This window comes from Variovorax boronicumulans NBRC 103145 (assembly GCF_001591345.1).
GTDB classification, from domain to species: domain Bacteria; phylum Pseudomonadota; class Gammaproteobacteria; order Burkholderiales; family Burkholderiaceae_C; genus Variovorax; species Variovorax boronicumulans.
Window position 1 is genome coordinate 16,109 of sequence record NZ_BCUS01000021.1, and the last position, 15,681, is coordinate 31,789.

The 15,681-nt window shown below is 68.9% G+C and carries 16 protein-coding genes and 1 other RNA gene; 8 read left to right on the forward strand and 9 right to left on the reverse strand.

What is annotated here, in order from left to right; genetic code table 11:
* Positions 1-13: 13 nt before the first annotated feature.
* From moaA to moeA, 3 genes are read left to right on the forward strand one after another with little or no spacing between them, the layout of a single operon-like run.
* The gene (moaA, locus tag VBO01S_RS08725) at positions 14-1,153 is read left to right on the forward strand and encodes a GTP 3',8-cyclase MoaA (RefSeq protein ID WP_062473100.1); all 1,140 of its coding nucleotides are present in this window, start codon (positions 14-16) and stop codon (positions 1,151-1,153) included.
* A gap of 11 nt (positions 1,154-1,164) precedes the next feature.
* Positions 1,165-1,809, forward strand: coding sequence for a molybdenum cofactor guanylyltransferase MobA (gene mobA, locus VBO01S_RS08730; RefSeq protein ID WP_157627314.1), 645 nt, complete (start codon positions 1,165-1,167; stop codon positions 1,807-1,809).
* Positions 1,806-3,122 carry a molybdopterin molybdotransferase MoeA gene (gene moeA, locus VBO01S_RS08735; RefSeq protein WP_062473102.1) on the forward strand — a complete coding sequence of 439 codons (1,317 nt, stop codon included), beginning with the start codon at positions 1,806-1,808 and terminating at the stop codon, positions 3,120-3,122. Before mobA ends, moeA begins: the two co-directional genes overlap by 4 nt.
* A gap of 116 nt (positions 3,123-3,238) precedes the next feature.
* On the opposite strand, the gene rnhA is transcribed toward moeA, so the two are convergent.
* Together rnhA and VBO01S_RS08745 are read right to left on the reverse strand one after the other, a co-directional pair.
* A complete protein-coding gene (gene rnhA / locus VBO01S_RS08740) occupies positions 3,239-3,688 on the reverse strand; it encodes a ribonuclease HI (RefSeq protein ID WP_062473103.1) in 450 nt (149 codons plus the stop codon).
* 66 nt (positions 3,689-3,754) lie between these two features.
* Positions 3,755-4,516 (reverse strand): class I SAM-dependent methyltransferase, encoded by a 762-nt coding sequence (locus VBO01S_RS08745; protein ID WP_223301333.1) that lies wholly within the window; start codon positions 4,514-4,516, stop codon positions 3,755-3,757.
* On the opposite strand from VBO01S_RS08745, the gene gloB reads away from it, so the two are divergent.
* The 3 genes from gloB to VBO01S_RS08760 all read left to right on the forward strand — a co-directional run bounded on the left by gloB (position 4,515) and on the right by VBO01S_RS08760 (position 8,720).
* Positions 4,515-5,294 carry a hydroxyacylglutathione hydrolase gene (gloB, locus tag VBO01S_RS08750; RefSeq protein ID WP_062473107.1) on the forward strand — a complete coding sequence of 260 codons (780 nt, stop codon included), beginning with the start codon at positions 4,515-4,517 and terminating at the stop codon, positions 5,292-5,294. The two genes, VBO01S_RS08745 and gloB, sit on opposite strands and share 2 nt — an antisense overlap.
* The gene (locus VBO01S_RS08755; protein WP_062473109.1) at positions 5,291-6,895 is read left to right on the forward strand and encodes a transglycosylase SLT domain-containing protein; all 1,605 of its coding nucleotides are present in this window, start codon (positions 5,291-5,293) and stop codon (positions 6,893-6,895) included. Before gloB ends, VBO01S_RS08755 begins: the two co-directional genes overlap by 4 nt.
* 64 nt (positions 6,896-6,959) lie before the next feature.
* The gene (locus tag VBO01S_RS08760; protein ID WP_062473110.1) at positions 6,960-8,720 is read left to right on the forward strand and encodes a monovalent cation:proton antiporter-2 (CPA2) family protein; all 1,761 of its coding nucleotides are present in this window, start codon (positions 6,960-6,962) and stop codon (positions 8,718-8,720) included.
* Positions 8,721-8,756: 36 nt separating this feature from the next.
* On the opposite strand, the gene VBO01S_RS08765 is transcribed toward VBO01S_RS08760, so the two are convergent.
* From VBO01S_RS08765 to dnaX, 7 genes are all read right to left on the reverse strand, one after another.
* Positions 8,757-9,590, reverse strand: a complete 834-nt coding sequence (locus VBO01S_RS08765) for an ABC transporter permease (RefSeq protein ID WP_062473112.1) — start codon at positions 9,588-9,590, stop codon at positions 8,757-8,759.
* Entirely contained in the window at positions 9,587-10,402 is an 816-nt protein-coding gene (locus VBO01S_RS08770; protein WP_062473114.1) for an ABC transporter ATP-binding protein, read from the reverse strand. The genes VBO01S_RS08765 and VBO01S_RS08770 overlap by 4 nt, the downstream gene beginning before the upstream one ends.
* A 52-nt stretch (positions 10,403-10,454) precedes the next feature.
* Positions 10,455-11,492 (reverse strand): ABC transporter substrate-binding protein, encoded by a 1,038-nt coding sequence (locus VBO01S_RS08775; RefSeq protein WP_062473116.1) that lies wholly within the window; start codon positions 11,490-11,492, stop codon positions 10,455-10,457.
* A 138-nt stretch (positions 11,493-11,630) separates the two neighbouring features.
* Positions 11,631-12,023 (reverse strand): MAPEG family protein, encoded by a 393-nt coding sequence (locus VBO01S_RS08780; protein WP_062473118.1) that lies wholly within the window; start codon positions 12,021-12,023, stop codon positions 11,631-11,633.
* Positions 12,024-12,074: 51 nt separating this feature from the next.
* Positions 12,075-12,665: a recombination mediator RecR gene (recR, locus tag VBO01S_RS08785; protein ID WP_062473120.1), complete on the reverse strand. Its 591-nt coding sequence runs from the start codon at positions 12,663-12,665 to the stop codon at positions 12,075-12,077.
* A gap of 7 nt (positions 12,666-12,672) precedes the next feature.
* On the reverse strand, positions 12,673-13,005 hold the full coding sequence (locus tag VBO01S_RS08790; RefSeq protein ID WP_007836669.1) for a YbaB/EbfC family nucleoid-associated protein: 333 nt from the start codon (positions 13,003-13,005) through the stop codon (positions 12,673-12,675).
* Positions 13,006-13,079: 74 nt separating this feature from the next.
* On the reverse strand, positions 13,080-14,927 hold the full coding sequence (gene dnaX, locus VBO01S_RS08795; protein ID WP_062473122.1) for a DNA polymerase III subunit gamma/tau: 1,848 nt from the start codon (positions 14,925-14,927) through the stop codon (positions 13,080-13,082).
* Between the two features lie 114 nt (positions 14,928-15,041).
* On the opposite strand from dnaX, the gene ffs reads away from it, so the two are divergent.
* An RNA gene (ffs, locus tag VBO01S_RS08800) (signal recognition particle sRNA small type) lies at positions 15,042-15,138 on the forward strand.
* A 105-nt stretch (positions 15,139-15,243) separates the two neighbouring features.
* Positions 15,244-15,678, forward strand: a complete 435-nt coding sequence (locus tag VBO01S_RS08805; protein WP_218005387.1) for a GNAT family N-acetyltransferase — start codon at positions 15,244-15,246, stop codon at positions 15,676-15,678.
* The last annotated feature ends 3 nt before the right edge of the window (positions 15,679-15,681 follow it).

A 15,681-nucleotide genomic window follows, 5' to 3' on the forward strand; every position in this document is an offset into this window, starting at 1 on the left:
TCGGCATCGCCCCATGAAGAAAAGCAGCAGCACCGTCATTCCGATCGCTCAGGCCGGCCACGCCGTCGTGGCCGCGCCGGACATCGCCGTGCCCGCCACCGGCCTGCTGGCCGACCGGCTGGGCCGCCCGCTGACCGACCTGCGCATCAGCGTGACCGACCGCTGCAACTTCCGCTGCAGCTACTGCATGCCCAAGGACGTGTTCGACAAGGACTACCAGTACCTGCCGCACAGCGCCCTGCTGAGCTTCGAGGAAATCACGCGCCTGGCGCGCCTGTTCGCCTCGCACGGCGTGCACAAGATCCGCCTGACCGGCGGCGAGCCGCTGCTGCGCAAGCACATCGAGGGGCTGATCGGGCAACTGGCCGAGTTGCGCACGCCCGGCGGCGACCCGCTCGAGCTCACGCTCACCACCAACGGCTCGCTGCTGAAGCGCAAGGCCGCCGCGCTGAAGGCCGCCGGCCTGCAGCGCGTGACCGTGAGCCTGGACAGCCTGGACGACGCCGTGTTCCGCCACATGAACGACGTCGACTTTCCGGTGGCCGACGTGCTGGCAGGCATCGACGCCGCCCTGGCCGCGGGCCTGGGCCCGATCAAGGTCAACATGGTGGTCAAGCGCGGCACCAACGAGCAGGAAATCTTGCCGATGGCGCGCTACTTCCGCGAGCACCACGGCGGCAAGGTCGTGCTGCGCTTCATCGAGTACATGGACGTGGGCGCCACCAACGGCTGGCGCATGGACGAGGTGCTGCCTTCGGCCGAAGTCATCGCCCGCATCGCGGCCGAGTTTCCGCTCGTGCCGCTCGAAGCCACCACGCCCGGCGAGACCGCCCAGCGCTGGGCCTATGCCGACGGCGGCGGCGAGATCGGCGTGATCAGCAGCGTGACCCAGGCCTTCTGCCACGACTGCAGCCGCGCGCGCCTGTCGACCGAGGGCAAGCTGTACCTGTGCCTGTTCGCCAGCCACGGCCACGACCTGCGCCCGATGCTGCGCGATGGCGCGAGCGACGGCGACATCGCCTCCGCCATCGGCCACATCTGGCAGGGCCGTGCCGACCGCTATTCCGAGCTGCGCGCGCTGCGCGGCCCCGACGACAGCGCCCCCGACGCGGCAGCGCCCCGGCGCGTCGAGATGAGCTACATCGGCGGATGAGGCCGCCAGCCATGGGTACCGCACCGGCCATCGCAGCGGCCGACATCACGGGCCTCGTGCTCGCCGGCGGGCGCGGCACCCGCATGGGCGGGGTCGACAAGGGCCTGCAACTGCTCCAGGGCGAAGTGCTCGCCGCACATGCCGTGCGGCGGCTGCGGCCGCAGGTCGGCGGCGTGCTGATCAATGCCAATCGGAACTTCGCCGCCTACGAAGCGCTGGGCGTGCCGGTGTTCGCCGACAGCGTGCCCGACCACCCCGGCCCGCTCGCCGGCATGCTGAGCGGGCTCGAACACTGCCCCACGCCCTGGCTGCTCACCGTGCCCTGCGACACGCCGCGCTTTCCGCCCGACCTGGCGGCGCGGCTGGCCGAAGCGCTGGCCGCCGAGGGCCCCCACGCGCGCATCGCCATGGCCGCCGCGCCTGAAGCCGAGGCCGACGGCCGCACGGTGCTGCGCCGTCAGCCGGTGTTCTGCCTGCTGCACATCGAACTGCGCGACAGCCTGCGCCGCTTTGTCGAGGAAGGCGGCCGCAAGGTCGGCGCCTGGACCGCGCAGCACAACGCCCTGACCGTTCCCTTCGACCGCCCCGGCGACGCGCCCGACGCCTTCTTCAACGCGAACACGCTGGCCGACCTGCAGACGCTCGAACAGCCATGAGCCGCATCGCCGCCATTGCCGCCGACCTCGCGGACTACGACGCGGGCGACCTCGACGTCGACACCGTCGCCGCCTTTCTCGCGCGCCTCGTCGCGCCACTGGCCGTGGCCGACGCCGAAGAGGTCGCGCTGCGCGACGCGCTCGGCCGCGTGCTGGCGGACGACCTCGTTTCGCCCGTGAGCGTGCCGCCGCACGACAACTCCGCCATGGACGGCTACGCCTTCGACGGCGCGCTGCTGCCGGCCGATGCGCCCATCGACCATTCGCTCACGCTGCGCGTGGCGGGTACGGCGCTGGCCGGCTCGGCCTGGCGCGGCGCGCTCGGGCCGAACGACGCGGTGCGCATCATGACCGGCGCGATGATGCCAGCGGGCCTGGACACCGTGATCCCGCAGGAGTTCTGCAAGGTCGACGGCGACCAGGTCTGCTTTCCGGCCCGCGTGCTGGGCCGCGGCGACAACCGGCGCCTGGCCGGCGAAGACCTGATGCAGGGCCAGCCGGCGCTGCGGCGCGGCGAGCGCCTGTCGCCGGCCGCACTCGGCATGGTCGCCAGCCTCGGCCTGGCGCGCGTGACCGTGCGACGCCGGTTGCGCGTGGCGTACTTCTCGACGGGCGACGAAATCCTCTGCCTGGGCGACACGCCACGCGAAGGCGCCGTGTACGACAGCAACCGCTACACCCTGTTCGGGCTGCTCACGCGGCTGGGCTGCGAGGTGGTCGACCTCGGCCTGGTGCACGACGACCCCGCCACGCTCGCGGCCACGCTGCAGCGCGCGGCGCACGAGGCCGACGCCATCGTCACCAGCGGTGGCGTGAGCGCAGGCGCGGCCGACCACACGCGCGACGTGATGCAGCAACTGGGCGACATGGCCTTCTGGCGGGTCGCGATGCGGCCCGGCCGGCCGCTGGCGGTGGGGCTGATTCCGCGTCCGCGCGAGGCCACGGCCACGTCGGCCGTGCTGTTCGGCCTGCCGGGCAATCCGGTGGCGGCGATGGTCGCCTTCCTGGCCTTCGTGCGGCCGGCGCTGCTGCGGCTGATGGGCTGCCACGACGAAGCCTGCGCCCCGCCGCCGCTGCTGCGCGCGCGCAGCGCCGGGCCCATCCGCAAGAAACCGGGGCGCACCGAGTACCAGCGCGGCGTTGTCCGCCAAGTGCCGGGGTCGTTGCCCGAGGTGCGGGTGGCGGCGCACCAGGGATCGGGCGTGCTGAGCTCGATGCTCGAGGCCAACGGGCTCGTGGTGCTGCCCCACGAGCAGGGCCATGTCGACGCCGGGCAGGAAGTCGACGTGATGGTCTTCGAAGGGCTCATCTAGTACACCCCCAGGCTTCGCGCACTTCGTGTCGCTTCGCCAACCCCCTCGCCGGGGGCGACACCAGCGGCCCGGCAAAGCCGGTTCCGCGGTGTCTCACGAACAGACAGTCTCGACAGTCAGAGCCGCCCCAATGCCTTGTCCACGCCCTTGTTGGCCAGCATGTCGGCCCGCTCGTTGCCCGGATCGCCCGAGTGCCCCTTGACCCAGCGCCACTCGATCTGGTGGCCGCCCTCGGACACCAGCTTGTCGAGCTTCTGCCAGAGCTCGACGTTCTTCACGGGCTGCTTGGTCGAGGTGAGCCAGCCCTTGGCCTTCCAGCCGCGAATCCACTCGGTGATGCCCATGCGCACGTACTGGCTGTCGAGGTACAGCAGCACCTTGCAGGGCCGCTTGAGCGCGGCCAGGCCCTCGATCACCGCCGTGAGTTCCATGCGGTTGTTGGTGGTGTTGAGTTCACCGCCGAACAGTTCCTTCTCGGTGGGGCCCGACTTGAGCCACGCGCCCCAGCCGCCCGGTCCCGGGTTGCCCTTGCACGCGCCATCGGTGTAGATCACGACTTCGTTCAAACTGACTGTTCCTTTTTTCTCTAACGTCATGCGGGCGATGCCGCCCGCGTCCATGGATTCGTTCGTTCACTGCTTGCTGCGGTGCACCTTGCCCGCGATGGGCACCGGCGCCGTCGCCCGCGCCCCGCTGCGGCGCCAGTCGGCGCTCAGCAGGCGCATGCCGCGCACGCGCTTCACCGCCACCAGGAAATAGGCGGCGCCGAAGATCGGCCACCAACGCTCGCCGGCGGCGTCCATCCAGCGCGAGCGCTCCAGCCAGGCGTCGCTGCGCACCGCCGGCCGGTAGATGCCGAAACGGCCCGACTCCACCTCGAAGCTCAACAGGCGCAGCCAGTCGCGCATGCGCCAGTAGCCGATGAACTCGCCGGCCTCGGGCAGGAAGGTCTCGCCCAGGCCCAGCCGGCGGTACAGGTGCCCGCGGCGCTGCCGCAGGCCCCACAGGCTGGTCGGGTTCAGGCCGCAGATCACCACCCGCCCCTCGGGCACCAGCACCCGCTCGACCTCGCGCAGCGTGGCGTGCGGATCGGGACTGAGTTCCAAGGCGTGCGGCAGCACCACGAGATCGAGGCTGTTGGCCGCGAACGGCAAGGCGGCGAAATCGGTCACCAGCGTCGCCTTGCCAGCCCGCACCGGGTCGGTCAGGGCCAGCCAGCGGTGCGGCATGCGGTTGGCGCGCAGCCCGTCGACCTCGGCGGCCCCGAGCTGCAAGGCGTGGTAACCGAAAACATCGGCCACCGCCTCGTCGAACTGGGCCTGCTCCCAGGCCAGGAGGTAGCGACCGGGGGGGGTCGCGAACCAATCCTGCAAACCTATAATTTGACCGCTCATGACCCTTGTTCCGCTGCCCGCTTTTGCTGACAACTACATCTGGATGCTGCACGACGGGCACCACGCCATCGTGGTGGACCCGGGCGATGCCCAACCGGTGTTCGATGCGTTGGCGCACCACAAGCTGCAGCTGGCCGCGATTCTAGTCACGCACCACCACTCCGATCACACGGGCGGCGTGGCCGCGCTGCATGCGGCCACGGGCGCGAAGGTGTGGGGCCCGGCGCGCGAGCGCATCCCCGAGCCCTTCACACCGCTGGTGCAGGGCGACATCGCACAGGCCCTGGGCCTGCGCTTCGAGGTCATCGACGTGCCGGGCCACACGGCCGGGCACATTGCGTACTTCCTGCCGGCCTCGGCCGCGCAGGCCCCCGTGCTGTTCTGCGGCGACACCCTTTTCTCCGGCGGCTGCGGCCGCCTGTTCGAAGGCACGCCCGCGCAGATGCTCGCCTCGCTCGACGCCCTGGCCGCATTGCCCGGCGACACGCGCGTGTGCTGTGCGCACGAATACACACTTGCTAACCTGAAGTTCGCCCGCGCCGTGGAACCCGGCAACGACGAACTCACTCACTACAACGCGCGTTGCGAAAGCCTGCGCGCACAAGGGCAGCCCACGCTGCCGTCGCAACTGGCGATCGAACGCCGGATCAACCCCTTTCTTCGCAGCCGCGAAGCCACCGTCTTTCGAGCAGTGCGGGCCCATGCCGAGCTTTCCGCGGATGCCGCCGAAGCCGAGGTGTTCGCCGCCCTGCGCCAATGGAAAAACGACTTCCGATGAAATTTATCGTTGCCACCTGCCTAGCAGGCTCCCTGGTACTCGCGGGCTGCGCGGGCACGGACAACAGCGCTTCTTCCTCCACCAACGCCAAGGCCGGCGCCTCCGCCGGCGGCACGGGCGCCCGCCCGTCGGGCAGCGCCACCCCGGTCTATCCGCGCGACAGCAACCTCAGCCCGCTCACCAGCGGCCAGGCCCGCTCGCAGAGCGTGGTCACGCTGGCACCGCCGGCCGACATGTGGGACCGCATCCGCCGCGGCTTCAAGATGCCCAACCTGGAAAGCGACCTGGTGCGCGACCGCGAGCAGTGGTACGCCAGCCGGCCCGACTACATCCAGCGCATGACCGAGCGCTCGAACAAGTACATCTTCCACATCGTCGAGGAGCTCGAGCGCCGCAACATGCCGACCGAGCTGGCGCTGCTGCCGTACATCGAGAGCGCCTTCAACCCGCAGGCCGTCTCCAGCGCGCGCGCCGCCGGCATGTGGCAGTTCATGCCCGCCACCGGCACCGACTTCGACCTCAAGCAGAACATCTTCCGCGACGACCGCCGCGACGTGGTGGCCTCCACCCGCGCCGCGCTCGACTACCTGCAAAAGCTCTACGGCATGTTCGGCGACTGGCAGCTCGCGCTGGCCGCCTACAACTGGGGCGAAGGCAGCGTGGGACGCGCCATCGCCAAGAACCAGCGCCTGGGCCTGCCCACCACCTACAGCGACCTGTCCATGCCGGCCGAGACCCGGCTGTACGTGCCCAAGCTGCAGGCCGTGAAGAACATCGTGGCCAATCCGCAGGCCTTCAACGCCGAGCTGCCGCTGATCGCCAACCACCCCTACTTCCAGACCGTGCCGCTCACGCGCGACCTCGACGTGGAACTGGCGGCCAAGCTGGCCGACGTGCGCATCGAGGATTTCCGTGCGCTCAACCCCGCTGCCCACAAGCCCGTGCTCATCGCGGCCGGCACCTCCGAGATCCTGCTGCCCTGGGACAACGCGGCGGTCTTCAAGCGCAACTTCGACGCCTACACGCAGGGCCAGTACGCCAGCTGGACCGCCTGGGTCGTGCCCACCACGATGACGGTGGCCGACGCCGCCCAGCGCTCGGGCATGAGCGAGTCGGACCTGCGCGCGCTCAACAACGTGCCGCCGCGCATGCTCATCAAGGCCGGCTCCACGCTGATCGTGCCGCGCGGCGCGCGCGTGAAGGAAGACGTGGCGGCGGTCGTGGCCGACGGCGGCCACCTGAGCTTCCAGCCCGAGATCATCACGCGCCGCACCACCGTCAAGGCCGGCCGCTCGGACAACGTGGCGAGCATCGCGCGCCGCTACAACCTCAAGCCCGCAGCCGTGGCCGACTGGAACGACGTCAACCCCAACCACGCCTTCAAGCGCGGCTACAGCGTGGTCGTGTACCTGCCGGTGCGCGCCACGCCCGCGGCGCGTGTCGGCTCGGGTGCAGCGCCTGCACGCGGCCGGGGAGCGGCGGTGGCCACCTCCAAGCGCGGCGGCGCGCCGGTGAAGGCCGCCGCACGCGGCAGCAGCAGCGCCAAGCAGGCGGTGGTGCGCCAGCCGCGCGGCGGCACGCCGTCCAAGCGCAAGCGCTGACCCCTGCCCTGCCGGCGGGCGGTGCCGGGCCCGGACCCAAAAAGCGACATCAGGAGGACAGGCCATGGCAGTCGAAGGAAGCGCGGGCGATCTCATCAAGGTCGTCACGCTGTTGGGGGCCGCCGTCGTGGCCGTGCCGCTGTTCAAGCGGCTCGGGCTGGGCTCCGTGCTCGGCTACCTGGCGGCGGGCCTGGCCATCGGGCCCTTCGGCTTCGGCCTCTTCACCGACCCGCAGACCATCCTTCACACGGCCGAACTCGGCGTCGTGATGTTCCTCTTCGTGATCGGGCTCGAGATGCGCCCGTCGCACCTGTGGAGCATGCGGCGCGACATCTTCGGCCTGGGCAGCCTGCAGGTGGTGGTGTGCGGCATCCTGCTGACCGGCGTGGGCATGGCCTTCGGTTTCCCGCTCGCCGTCTCGTTCGTGTGTGCGATGGGCTTCGTGCTCACCTCCACGGCCATCGTGATGCAGCTGCTTGGCGAGCGTGGCGACATCGCCGCGCCGCGCGGCCAGAAGATCGTCGCCGTGCTGCTCTTCGAAGACCTGCTGATCGTGCCGCTGCTGGCCATCGTCGCCTTCATCGCACCGGTCGATGCGGCGCAGCAGGCCATTGCACCTTCGCGCTGGATCGGCATCGGCATTGCCGTGGGTGCGCTCGCGGCGCTGGTGGCAGCCGGCATCTGGCTGCTCAATCCGCTGTTCCGCGTGCTCGCCAACTCCAAGGCGCGCGAGGTGATGACGGCCGCGGCACTGCTCGTGGTGCTGGGCGCAGCGCTGCTGATGCAGGTCGGCGGCCTGTCGATGGCCATGGGTGCCTTCCTGGCCGGCGTGCTGCTGTCCGAATCGACCTTCCGCCACCAGCTCGAAGCCGACATCGAACCCTTCCGCGGGCTGCTGCTGGGTCTGTTCTTCATCGGCGTGGGCATGTCGCTCGACCTCGCGGTGGTGGCGCAGAACTGGCAGCTCATCGTCGCGGGCGTGATCTCGATGATGGTGGTCAAGGCGCTGTGCATCTACGGCGTGGCGCGGCTTGCCAAGAGTTCGCCCGCCGATGCGCTCGACCGCGCCGTGCTGATGGCGCAGGGCGGCGAATTCGCCTTCGTGCTGTTCTCGTCGGCGCTCGCCGCCAAGGTCATCAGCCCGACGGTCAACGCCAACATGACGGCGGTGGTCGTGCTGTCGATGGCGCTCACGCCGTTGGTGGTGCTGGTGCATCGCCGCTTCGCGCCCACCGCGCAGGCCTCGATGGAGGGCGTGGAGAAAGCCGAGGAACTGGCCGGCAATGTGCTCGTCATCGGCTTCGGCCGCTTCGGACAGATCGCGATCCAGGGCGCGCTGGCGCGCGGTGCATCCATCTCCATCATCGACAACGACACGCAGGTGATCCGCGACGCCGCCGACTTCGGCTTCAAGGTGTACTACGGCGACGGCGCACGCGCCGACGTGCTGCATGCGGCGGGCGCGCACAACGCCCGCGCGATCATGGTGTGCATCGACAACCGCGCCGTGGCCACGCGCATCGCCGAACACGTGAAGGCCGAGTTCCCGCATGCGCACCTGATGGTGCGCGCCTTCGACCGCGAGCATGCGGTGGAACTGGTCAAGCTCGACGTCGACTACCAGATCCGCGAGACCTTCGAATCGGCGATGGCCTTCGGCCGGCAAGGCGTGGTCGCGCTAGGCGCCACGCCCGAGGAAGCCGACGAGGTGATCGACGACCTGCGCCGCCGCGACAAGGAACGGCTGGTGCTCGAGATGTCCGGCGGCCTCTTCGCGGGACGCGCGCTGGTGCAGGTCAACACCGAGACGCGCCAGACCCACTGAAGGCACTGAAGGCACTGAACGCGCTGAACGCGCGGCTCAGAGCTTCTCTGTCTCGCCGCTGCGCGGCTGCCACTTCATCAGCCGCTTCTCGATCAGCCCCACGAGCCCGTCGAGCGCCAGCGCGAAAGCCGTGAGCACCACGATGCCCGCGAACACCGTGTTCACGTCGAAGGTGCCCTCGGCCTGCAGGATCAGGTAGCCCACGCCGCGCGCCGACCCCAGGTACTCCCCCACCACCGCGCCGACGAAGGCCAGGCCCACGGAGGTGTGCAGGCTGGAGAACACCCAGCTCGTGGCGCTGGGCAGGTACACCGTGCGCAGCAGCTGCCGCTGGTTGGCGCCCAGCATCTTCGCGTTGGCCAGCACCACCGGGCTCACTTCGCGCACGCCCTGGTAGACGTTGAAGAACACGATGAAGAACACCAGCGTGACGGCCAGCGCCACCTTGCTCCAGATGCCCAGGCCGAACCACAGCGCGAAGATCGGCGCGAGGATCACGCGCGGCATCGAGTTGGCGGCCTTGATGTACGGATCGAGGATCAGGCTCGCCGTGGGCGCCAGCGCCAGCCACAGGCCGCAACCCAGCCCGAGCGCCGTGCCGATGCCGAAGGCCAGCACCGTTTCGAGCAGCGTCGTGCCCAGGTGGCGGTAGATGTCGGCGTTGCCCTTCAGGCCTTCGGGAAAGAGCAGGTTCGGTGGCACTTCGAAGGGCAGGAACCAGCTCCAGATGCGCCCCGCCACCACGATCGGCTGGCCGAGGAAGAACGCGATCTGGTCGTTGCGCGAGGCCACATGCCACAGCACCAGAATCACGGCCAGCAGCGCGAGCTGCCAGAAGCGCGCATGGCGTGCATCGAGGCGCGGCATCATGCGGCCTTCCTCAGTTGCTGCGCGTAGCCCTTGAGCACCTCGTCGCGCAACACCTCCCAGATCTGTCGATGCAACTCCACGAAGCGCGGCTGCGTGCGCACCTCGGCCACGTCGCGCGGACGCGGCAGGTCGATCACGAACTCGCCGATCGGCCGCGTCGCCGGGCCGGCCGACAGCACCACCACGCGGTCGCTCATCGCAATCGCTTCGTCGAGGTCGTGCGTGATGAAGAGCACCGCCTTCTTCTTCGCGCTCCAGAGTTCGAGCACTTCGTTTTCCATCAGCTGCCGCGTCTGCACGTCGAGCGCGCTGAAGGGCTCGTCCATGAGGATGATGTCGGGGTCGAGCACCAACGTCTGCGCCAGCGCCACGCGCTTGCGCATGCCGCCCGAGAGCTGGTGGGGATAGCGGTCGCCGAAGCCCGTGAGGCCCACGCGCGAGAGCCAGGCCTCGGCCTGCGCATGCGCCTCGGCATCGGGCACGCCGCGGTACTGCAGCCCCACCTTCACGTTGTCGATGGCGCTGCGCCACGGCATCAGCGCCTCGGTCTGGAACATGTAGCCGGCGCGCCTGTTCACGCCCGTGAGCGGCTGGCCGAAGACCTTCACACCGCCCGACGACGGCTCGAGCAAGCCCGCGCCCACGTTCAGCAGCGTCGACTTGCCGCAGCCCGTGGGCCCGACCACCGAGACGAACTCGCCCGCGCCGATGCGCAGCGTGGTGTCGTCCACCGCCGTGTAGCGCTGGCCCGGGTCGTCCTTCGAAAGGAAGGTGCAGCGGATGGAAAGGAGTTCGAGGGCGTAGTCGGACATGGCGCTCCGGAAGAAAAAACCCGGCCGAAGCCGGGTTGCTGAACGTTCGCAATCAGGCTTTGAACCTGTCTTTCGCACGCTTTGCAAAATCGTTGGTGTAGGTCCTGGCGAGGTCGATCTTGTCGGCCTTGACCGAGGTGTCGAAGCTCGCGATGGCGTTGAGTGCCGTCTTCGGCCCTTCGGCCGGCACGAGGCCGTCGGTGGCGATGGACTCGCGCACCTTGTCGAACGACGCGAGGTACAGCGCGCGGTCGCCGAGCAGATACGTCTCGGGCACGGTCTTGATGATGTCGCCCGGCCCCGCCGTCTGCAGCCACTTGAGGCCGCGCACGATCGCGTTGGCCAGCGCCTGGCAGGTGTTGGGATGCTTCTGGATGAAATCGATCGGCGCGTAGAGGCAGGCCGCGGGCATCGGCCCGCCGAACACCTGCTCGGTGCCCTTGAGCGTGCGCGTGTCGCTGATGATCTTCACGTCGCCCTTTTGCTCGAGCATCGTCATCACCGGGTCGGTGTTGCTGATGGCGTCGATCTGGCCCGAGCGCAGCGCTGTGAGCGCACCGGCCGCCACGCCCACGCCGATGAAGCTCACGTCGCTGGCCTTGAGGCCGCCGCGCGAGAGCACGAGGTTGGCCACCATGTTCGTCGACGAGCCCGGCGCCGAAACGCCGATCTTCTTGCCCTTGAGGTCCTGGATGCCGGTGTAGCCCGCCATGTTCTTCGTCGACACGCCCACCGCGATCTGCGGTGCGCGGCCCTGCAGCACGAAGGCCTGGAAGAACTGGTTCTTGGCCTGCAGGTTGATCGTGTGCTCGTAGGCGCCCGAGCAGACATCGGCCGAGCCACCCACCACCGCTTGCAGTGCGCGCGCGCCGCCGGCGAAGTCGGAGATTTCCACTTCGAGCCCTTCGGCCTTGAAGTAGCCCAGCTGCTCGGAGATGGTGAGCGGCAGGTAGTAGAACGCCGCCTTGCCGCCCACCGCGATCGAGACCTTGGTTTTCTCCAGCTTGGCCTGCTGCGCAAAGACCCGCGGCAATGCAATCGCTGCGGCAGCGACTGCGGAGGCGGAGATGAGGGTTCTGCGATGAAGCATGGCGCGGTCCTGCGGGCTCTGTGATTCTGGTGAACTGAATCGAGCTTAGGCGTGCGCCCTGTGGGCCTGCATCGGGGTCATCCCGTGCGGGTTTTCACGTAAGCACGAAGGCCTCCTGGAGAAGCCTTCGCCAAGGCGCTATCGCGCCAGAAAAAGTATCGCGATATTGACCAGGAACGCGAGTGCCCAGACCGCGCTGCGCGCGCTCGGCGCGCCGCGGATGTAGAGCGCGAGATAGATCACGCGCAGCACGACGTAGGCCACCGCGAGCATGTCGAGCCGCGCCTGCGCCACGCCGAGCTGGTGCGCGATGAGCACCGCGCCGATGAAGAACGGCAGGCCTTCGAAGCTGTTGGCCTGCGCGCTGTTGGCGCGTGCGCGCCAGCCGCTTTGCTTGGCGGCCCAGTCGCGCGGATGCATGTTGTCGCGCACGCCGAAGCTGCCCGCCTTCGCGATCCATGCCGCGAGGTACGGCAGCCCGCAGGCGATGAACACGCACCAGTAGGCGACGGTGAGCAGGGAGAAGGTCATGGTGACGACAACAAAGGGGAAGAACGAACGCGGCCTTGAACAGGCCGCGCGTCAGCGGCGATCGACCAGCGCGTGCGCGATGGTGCCGAGGTCGACGTACTCGAGCTCGCTGCCGGCCGGCACGCCGCGCGCCAGGCGCGTCACGGTGAGCCCGTGCTGCTTGAGCGCCTCGCCGATCACGTGCGCCGTGGCCTCGCCTTCGGCGGTGAAGTTGGTTGCGAGGATGACCTCGCTCACCGTGCCATCGCGTGCGCGGTCGAACAGCTTCTGCAGGCCGATGTCCTTCGGCCCGATGCCGTCGAGCGGGCTGAGCTTGCCCATGAGCACGAAGTAGTAGCCGCGAAAGGCGCCCGTGCGTTCGAGCGCGGCCTGGTCGGCCGGCGTCTCGACCACGCACAGCTTGGTGCCGTCGCGCCGCGAGTCCATGCAGACATGGCAGATCGGCGCTTCGGTGAAGGTGTTGCACAGCTCGCAGTGCCGCACCTGGCCTGCCGCCTGCTGCAACGCACGCGCGAGCAGCTGCGCGCCCTCGCGGTCGTGCTGCAGCAGGTGGAACGCCATGCGCGAGGCCGACTTGACGCCGACACCGGGCAACCGGCGCAGCGCATCGACCAGCGCATCGAGCGAACTGGCGTCTGCCATGCGTCGCTTAGAACGGCAGCTTCATGCCGGGCGGCAGGCCGGGCATGCCGGCCGTCAGCTTGCCCATCTTCTGCTCGCTGGTTTCTTCAGCCTTGCGCACGGCGGCGTTGAAGGCGGCAGCCACGAGGTCTTCGAGCATGTCCTTGTCGTCGGCCAGCAGGCTGGGGTCGATGGTGATGCGCTTGACGTCGTGCTTGCAGGTCATGACGACCTTGACGAGACCGGCGCCCGACTCGCCTTCGACCTCGATGTGCGCCAATTCTTCCTGGGCCTTCTTGAGGTTGTCCTGCATTGCCTGCGCCTGCTTCATGAGGCCGGCCAGTTGTCCTTTGTTGAACATCGTTGGTCCTGTCTGTGATGGGTTGGTGATGGAAAGAATACGGGTCGAAAAATGCGGCGACTGCGGCGCCGGCTTCAGAGGGGCTTCAGCGATCCGGGAACAATCTTCGCATCGAAGTCGCGCATCAGCATCTGCACCTCGGGGTCGCTGCGGATGGCTTCCTCGGCCACCCGCTGGCGCTCGTCGGCCGCCTGCTTGTTGCGGCGCGCCGGGCTGTCGACCACGCCGCCGATCTCGATGGCCAGCCTCACATTGTGGCCGAGGCCCTGCAGCGCCGCCGTGAGCTTCTCGCGGCTGGACGGCTGGTTGAGGGTTTCGCGCTCGATGCGCAGCATCCACTGGTCGGTGTCGCGGGCCACCAGCTGCGACTGCAGCGCCAGCTCGCGCGCCAGTGCCGCCACGCTTTCGGCGGCGACGAGCTGCATGACCGTGGCATGCCAGAAGTCGCCCTCTTCGCTCGGAGGGATCGGGGTGTAGGTGCTGCGCTGTTCTTCTTCGCGCGGCACGTCGCGCTGGCCGGGCGGCGGCTGCACGCGGATCGGCACGCCGACCACATGGGCCGCGGGGGCGTCGGACGCCTCCTGCGGGGCAGGCCGAGGCATGGGCTGGCGCTGCGGGGCATCGACCACCGCGAGCCGCTGGCCCGCCGGCGCGGACTGCGCGGGTGGTTGCGAAGGCGCGGCAGCAGGTGTCGGATCGGGCACCGAAGGCCGGGAAACCGGGGCAGCTTCGCGCGCGGGAGCCCGCGGCGCGGCGCCACCGGCGTCATTCAGAGTTTTTTTTTCCGTGGAGGCCGTCGAGGCGGCCGCGTGGGAGGGCTTGAAGGCCAGCAGCCGCAACAGCACCATGGTCAGCGCCGCGTACTCGTCGGGCGCCAGGCCCAGCTCGCCGCGCCCATGCAGGCACAGGCTGTACAGCAGCTGCGTCTCGTCAGCGGGCATCAGCGACGCCAGGCGCGCCGTGTCGGCCGCGTCGGGGTCGGTGGCCGCATCGGCCGATTCGGCGCGCGAGGGCACGGCCTGCAGCACGGCCATGGCCTGCAGCACCGCCGTCATTTCTTCGAGCGTGGACGCGGCGGACATGCCGTCGCGACGCAGCGCCTCGGAGGTGTCGACGACGGTCTTGCCGTCGCCTTGTGCCAGCGCTTCGATCAGGCGGAACACATGGCCGCGGTCGACGCTGCCGAGCATCTGGCGCACACCGGTCTCGAGCAGCTCGCCGTTGCCGAAGGCGATGGCCTGGTCGGTGAGCGAGAGCGCGTCGCGCATCGAGCCGCGCGCCGCGCGCGCCAGCAGGCGCAGCGCCTGCGGCTCGGCCGGCACCTGTTCGGTCTGCAGCACGCTAGTGAGGTGTTCGAGCACCGTCTCGGGCGCCATCGGCCGCAGGTTGAACTGCAGGCAGCGCGACAGCACCGTCACCGGCACCTTCTGCGGATCGGTCGTGGCCAGCACGAACTTGAGGTACTCGGGCGGCTCCTCGAGCGTCTTGAGCATCGCGTTGAACGCGGTGTTCGTGAGCATGTGCACTTCGTCGATCATGAAGACCTTGAAGCGCCCCTGCACCGGCTTGTAGACCGCCTGTTCGAGCAGCGACTGCACTTCGTCGACGCCGCGGTTGGAGGCCGCGTCGAGCTCGGTGTAGTCGACGAAGCGACCCGAATCGATGTCCTGGCAGGCCTGGCACACGCCGCAGGGCGTGGCCGTGATGCCGCCCTGCCCGTCCGGGCCCTGGCAGTTGAGCGACTTGGCCAGGATGCGCGACACCGTGGTCTTGCCCACGCCCCGCGTCCCGGTGAACAGATAGGCGTGGTGCAGGCGCTGCGTCGTCAGCGCGTTTTCCAGCGCCTGGACCACATGCCCCTGACCGACCATCTCACCGAAGGTTTTCGGACGGAACTTGCGAGCGAGCACGAGATAAGACATTGCGGGCATTCTAAAAGGCGCGGCGGGGGTCACTTCACGCTTGTTTCCCATCCGCCGTCGAAATGATTCACGCCCCGGCCAAGGGGGCAAATCCGCGCGGTTAGAATGCAGGCTGACGGGCCTCCCTGCATGGTGAAGTGGCCAACCGGGTCAGGTGGGGAACCAAGCAGCCCTAACTGCGTAGTCAGTGCCAGGGGTAAGGCTCGTCAACCTAACATCCAGAAGCCGTGAGTTCCTTTGCAGAGAACTTACGCGCCGTGTCCAGGGGTTACCAACCCCGGACACCTTAAGCTCCCAGAACTTCGCGCAGCCATCCATGAACTTGGACATCCGGCCCGCCCGCATCAGCGATCTCGAAGCGCTGGTGCGCCTCGACACCGTGGCCGCGCACGATGCGCGCCGCGCCGTGCAGATCCAAGGCTGGATCGAAGATCGCTTCTGTCATGTGATGGAGGTGGACGGCGACATCGCCGCCTACGGCGTGCTGCACCACCACTTCTTCGACTGCGGCTTCATCGAGATGCTCATGGTCGGCGAGCCATTTCGCCGCAGGCGGCTCGGCCTGAGGCTCGTCGATCACTTCCAGTCGATCTGCGAACGCCCCAAGCTCTTCACGTCCACGAACCGCTCCAACGCGGCGATGCACGCGCTGCTGAAAGAAGCCGGGTTCAGAGAGAGCGGCCACATCGAGAACCTCGATGCGGACGACCCCGAGCAGGTGTTCTTCTGGCCGTGCGCGCGCTCGCGCTGAGCG

Coding starts and splice junctions, on each gene's coding strand:
- recR (WP_062473120.1), bottom strand. CDS start 12,665: ATGGCAGACGCCAGTTCGCTCGATGCGCTGGTCGATGCGCTGCGCCGG.
- moaA (WP_062473100.1), top strand. CDS start 14: ATGAAGAAAAGCAGCAGCACCGTCATTCCGATCGCTCAGGCCGGCCAC.
- VBO01S_RS08760 (WP_062473110.1), top strand. CDS start 6,960: ATGGCAGTCGAAGGAAGCGCGGGCGATCTCATCAAGGTCGTCACGCTG.
- VBO01S_RS08775 (WP_062473116.1), bottom strand. CDS start 11,492: ATGCTTCATCGCAGAACCCTCATCTCCGCCTCCGCAGTCGCTGCCGCA.
- VBO01S_RS08805 (WP_218005387.1), top strand. CDS start 15,244: ATGAACTTGGACATCCGGCCCGCCCGCATCAGCGATCTCGAAGCGCTG.
- mobA (WP_157627314.1), top strand. CDS start 1,165: ATGGGTACCGCACCGGCCATCGCAGCGGCCGACATCACGGGCCTCGTG.
- VBO01S_RS08765 (WP_062473112.1), bottom strand. CDS start 9,590: ATGATGCCGCGCCTCGATGCACGCCATGCGCGCTTCTGGCAGCTCGCG.
- VBO01S_RS08755 (WP_062473109.1), top strand. CDS start 5,291: ATGAAATTTATCGTTGCCACCTGCCTAGCAGGCTCCCTGGTACTCGCG.
- VBO01S_RS08770 (WP_062473114.1), bottom strand. CDS start 10,402: ATGTCCGACTACGCCCTCGAACTCCTTTCCATCCGCTGCACCTTCCTT.
- moeA (WP_062473102.1), top strand. CDS start 1,806: ATGAGCCGCATCGCCGCCATTGCCGCCGACCTCGCGGACTACGACGCG.
- VBO01S_RS08745 (WP_223301333.1), bottom strand. CDS start 4,516: ATGAGCGGTCAAATTATAGGTTTGCAGGATTGGTTCGCGACCCCCCCC.
- VBO01S_RS08780 (WP_062473118.1), bottom strand. CDS start 12,023: ATGACCTTCTCCCTGCTCACCGTCGCCTACTGGTGCGTGTTCATCGCC.
- gloB (WP_062473107.1), top strand. CDS start 4,515: ATGACCCTTGTTCCGCTGCCCGCTTTTGCTGACAACTACATCTGGATG.
- dnaX (WP_062473122.1), bottom strand. CDS start 14,927: ATGTCTTATCTCGTGCTCGCTCGCAAGTTCCGTCCGAAAACCTTCGGT.
- VBO01S_RS08790 (WP_007836669.1), bottom strand. CDS start 13,005: ATGTTCAACAAAGGACAACTGGCCGGCCTCATGAAGCAGGCGCAGGCA.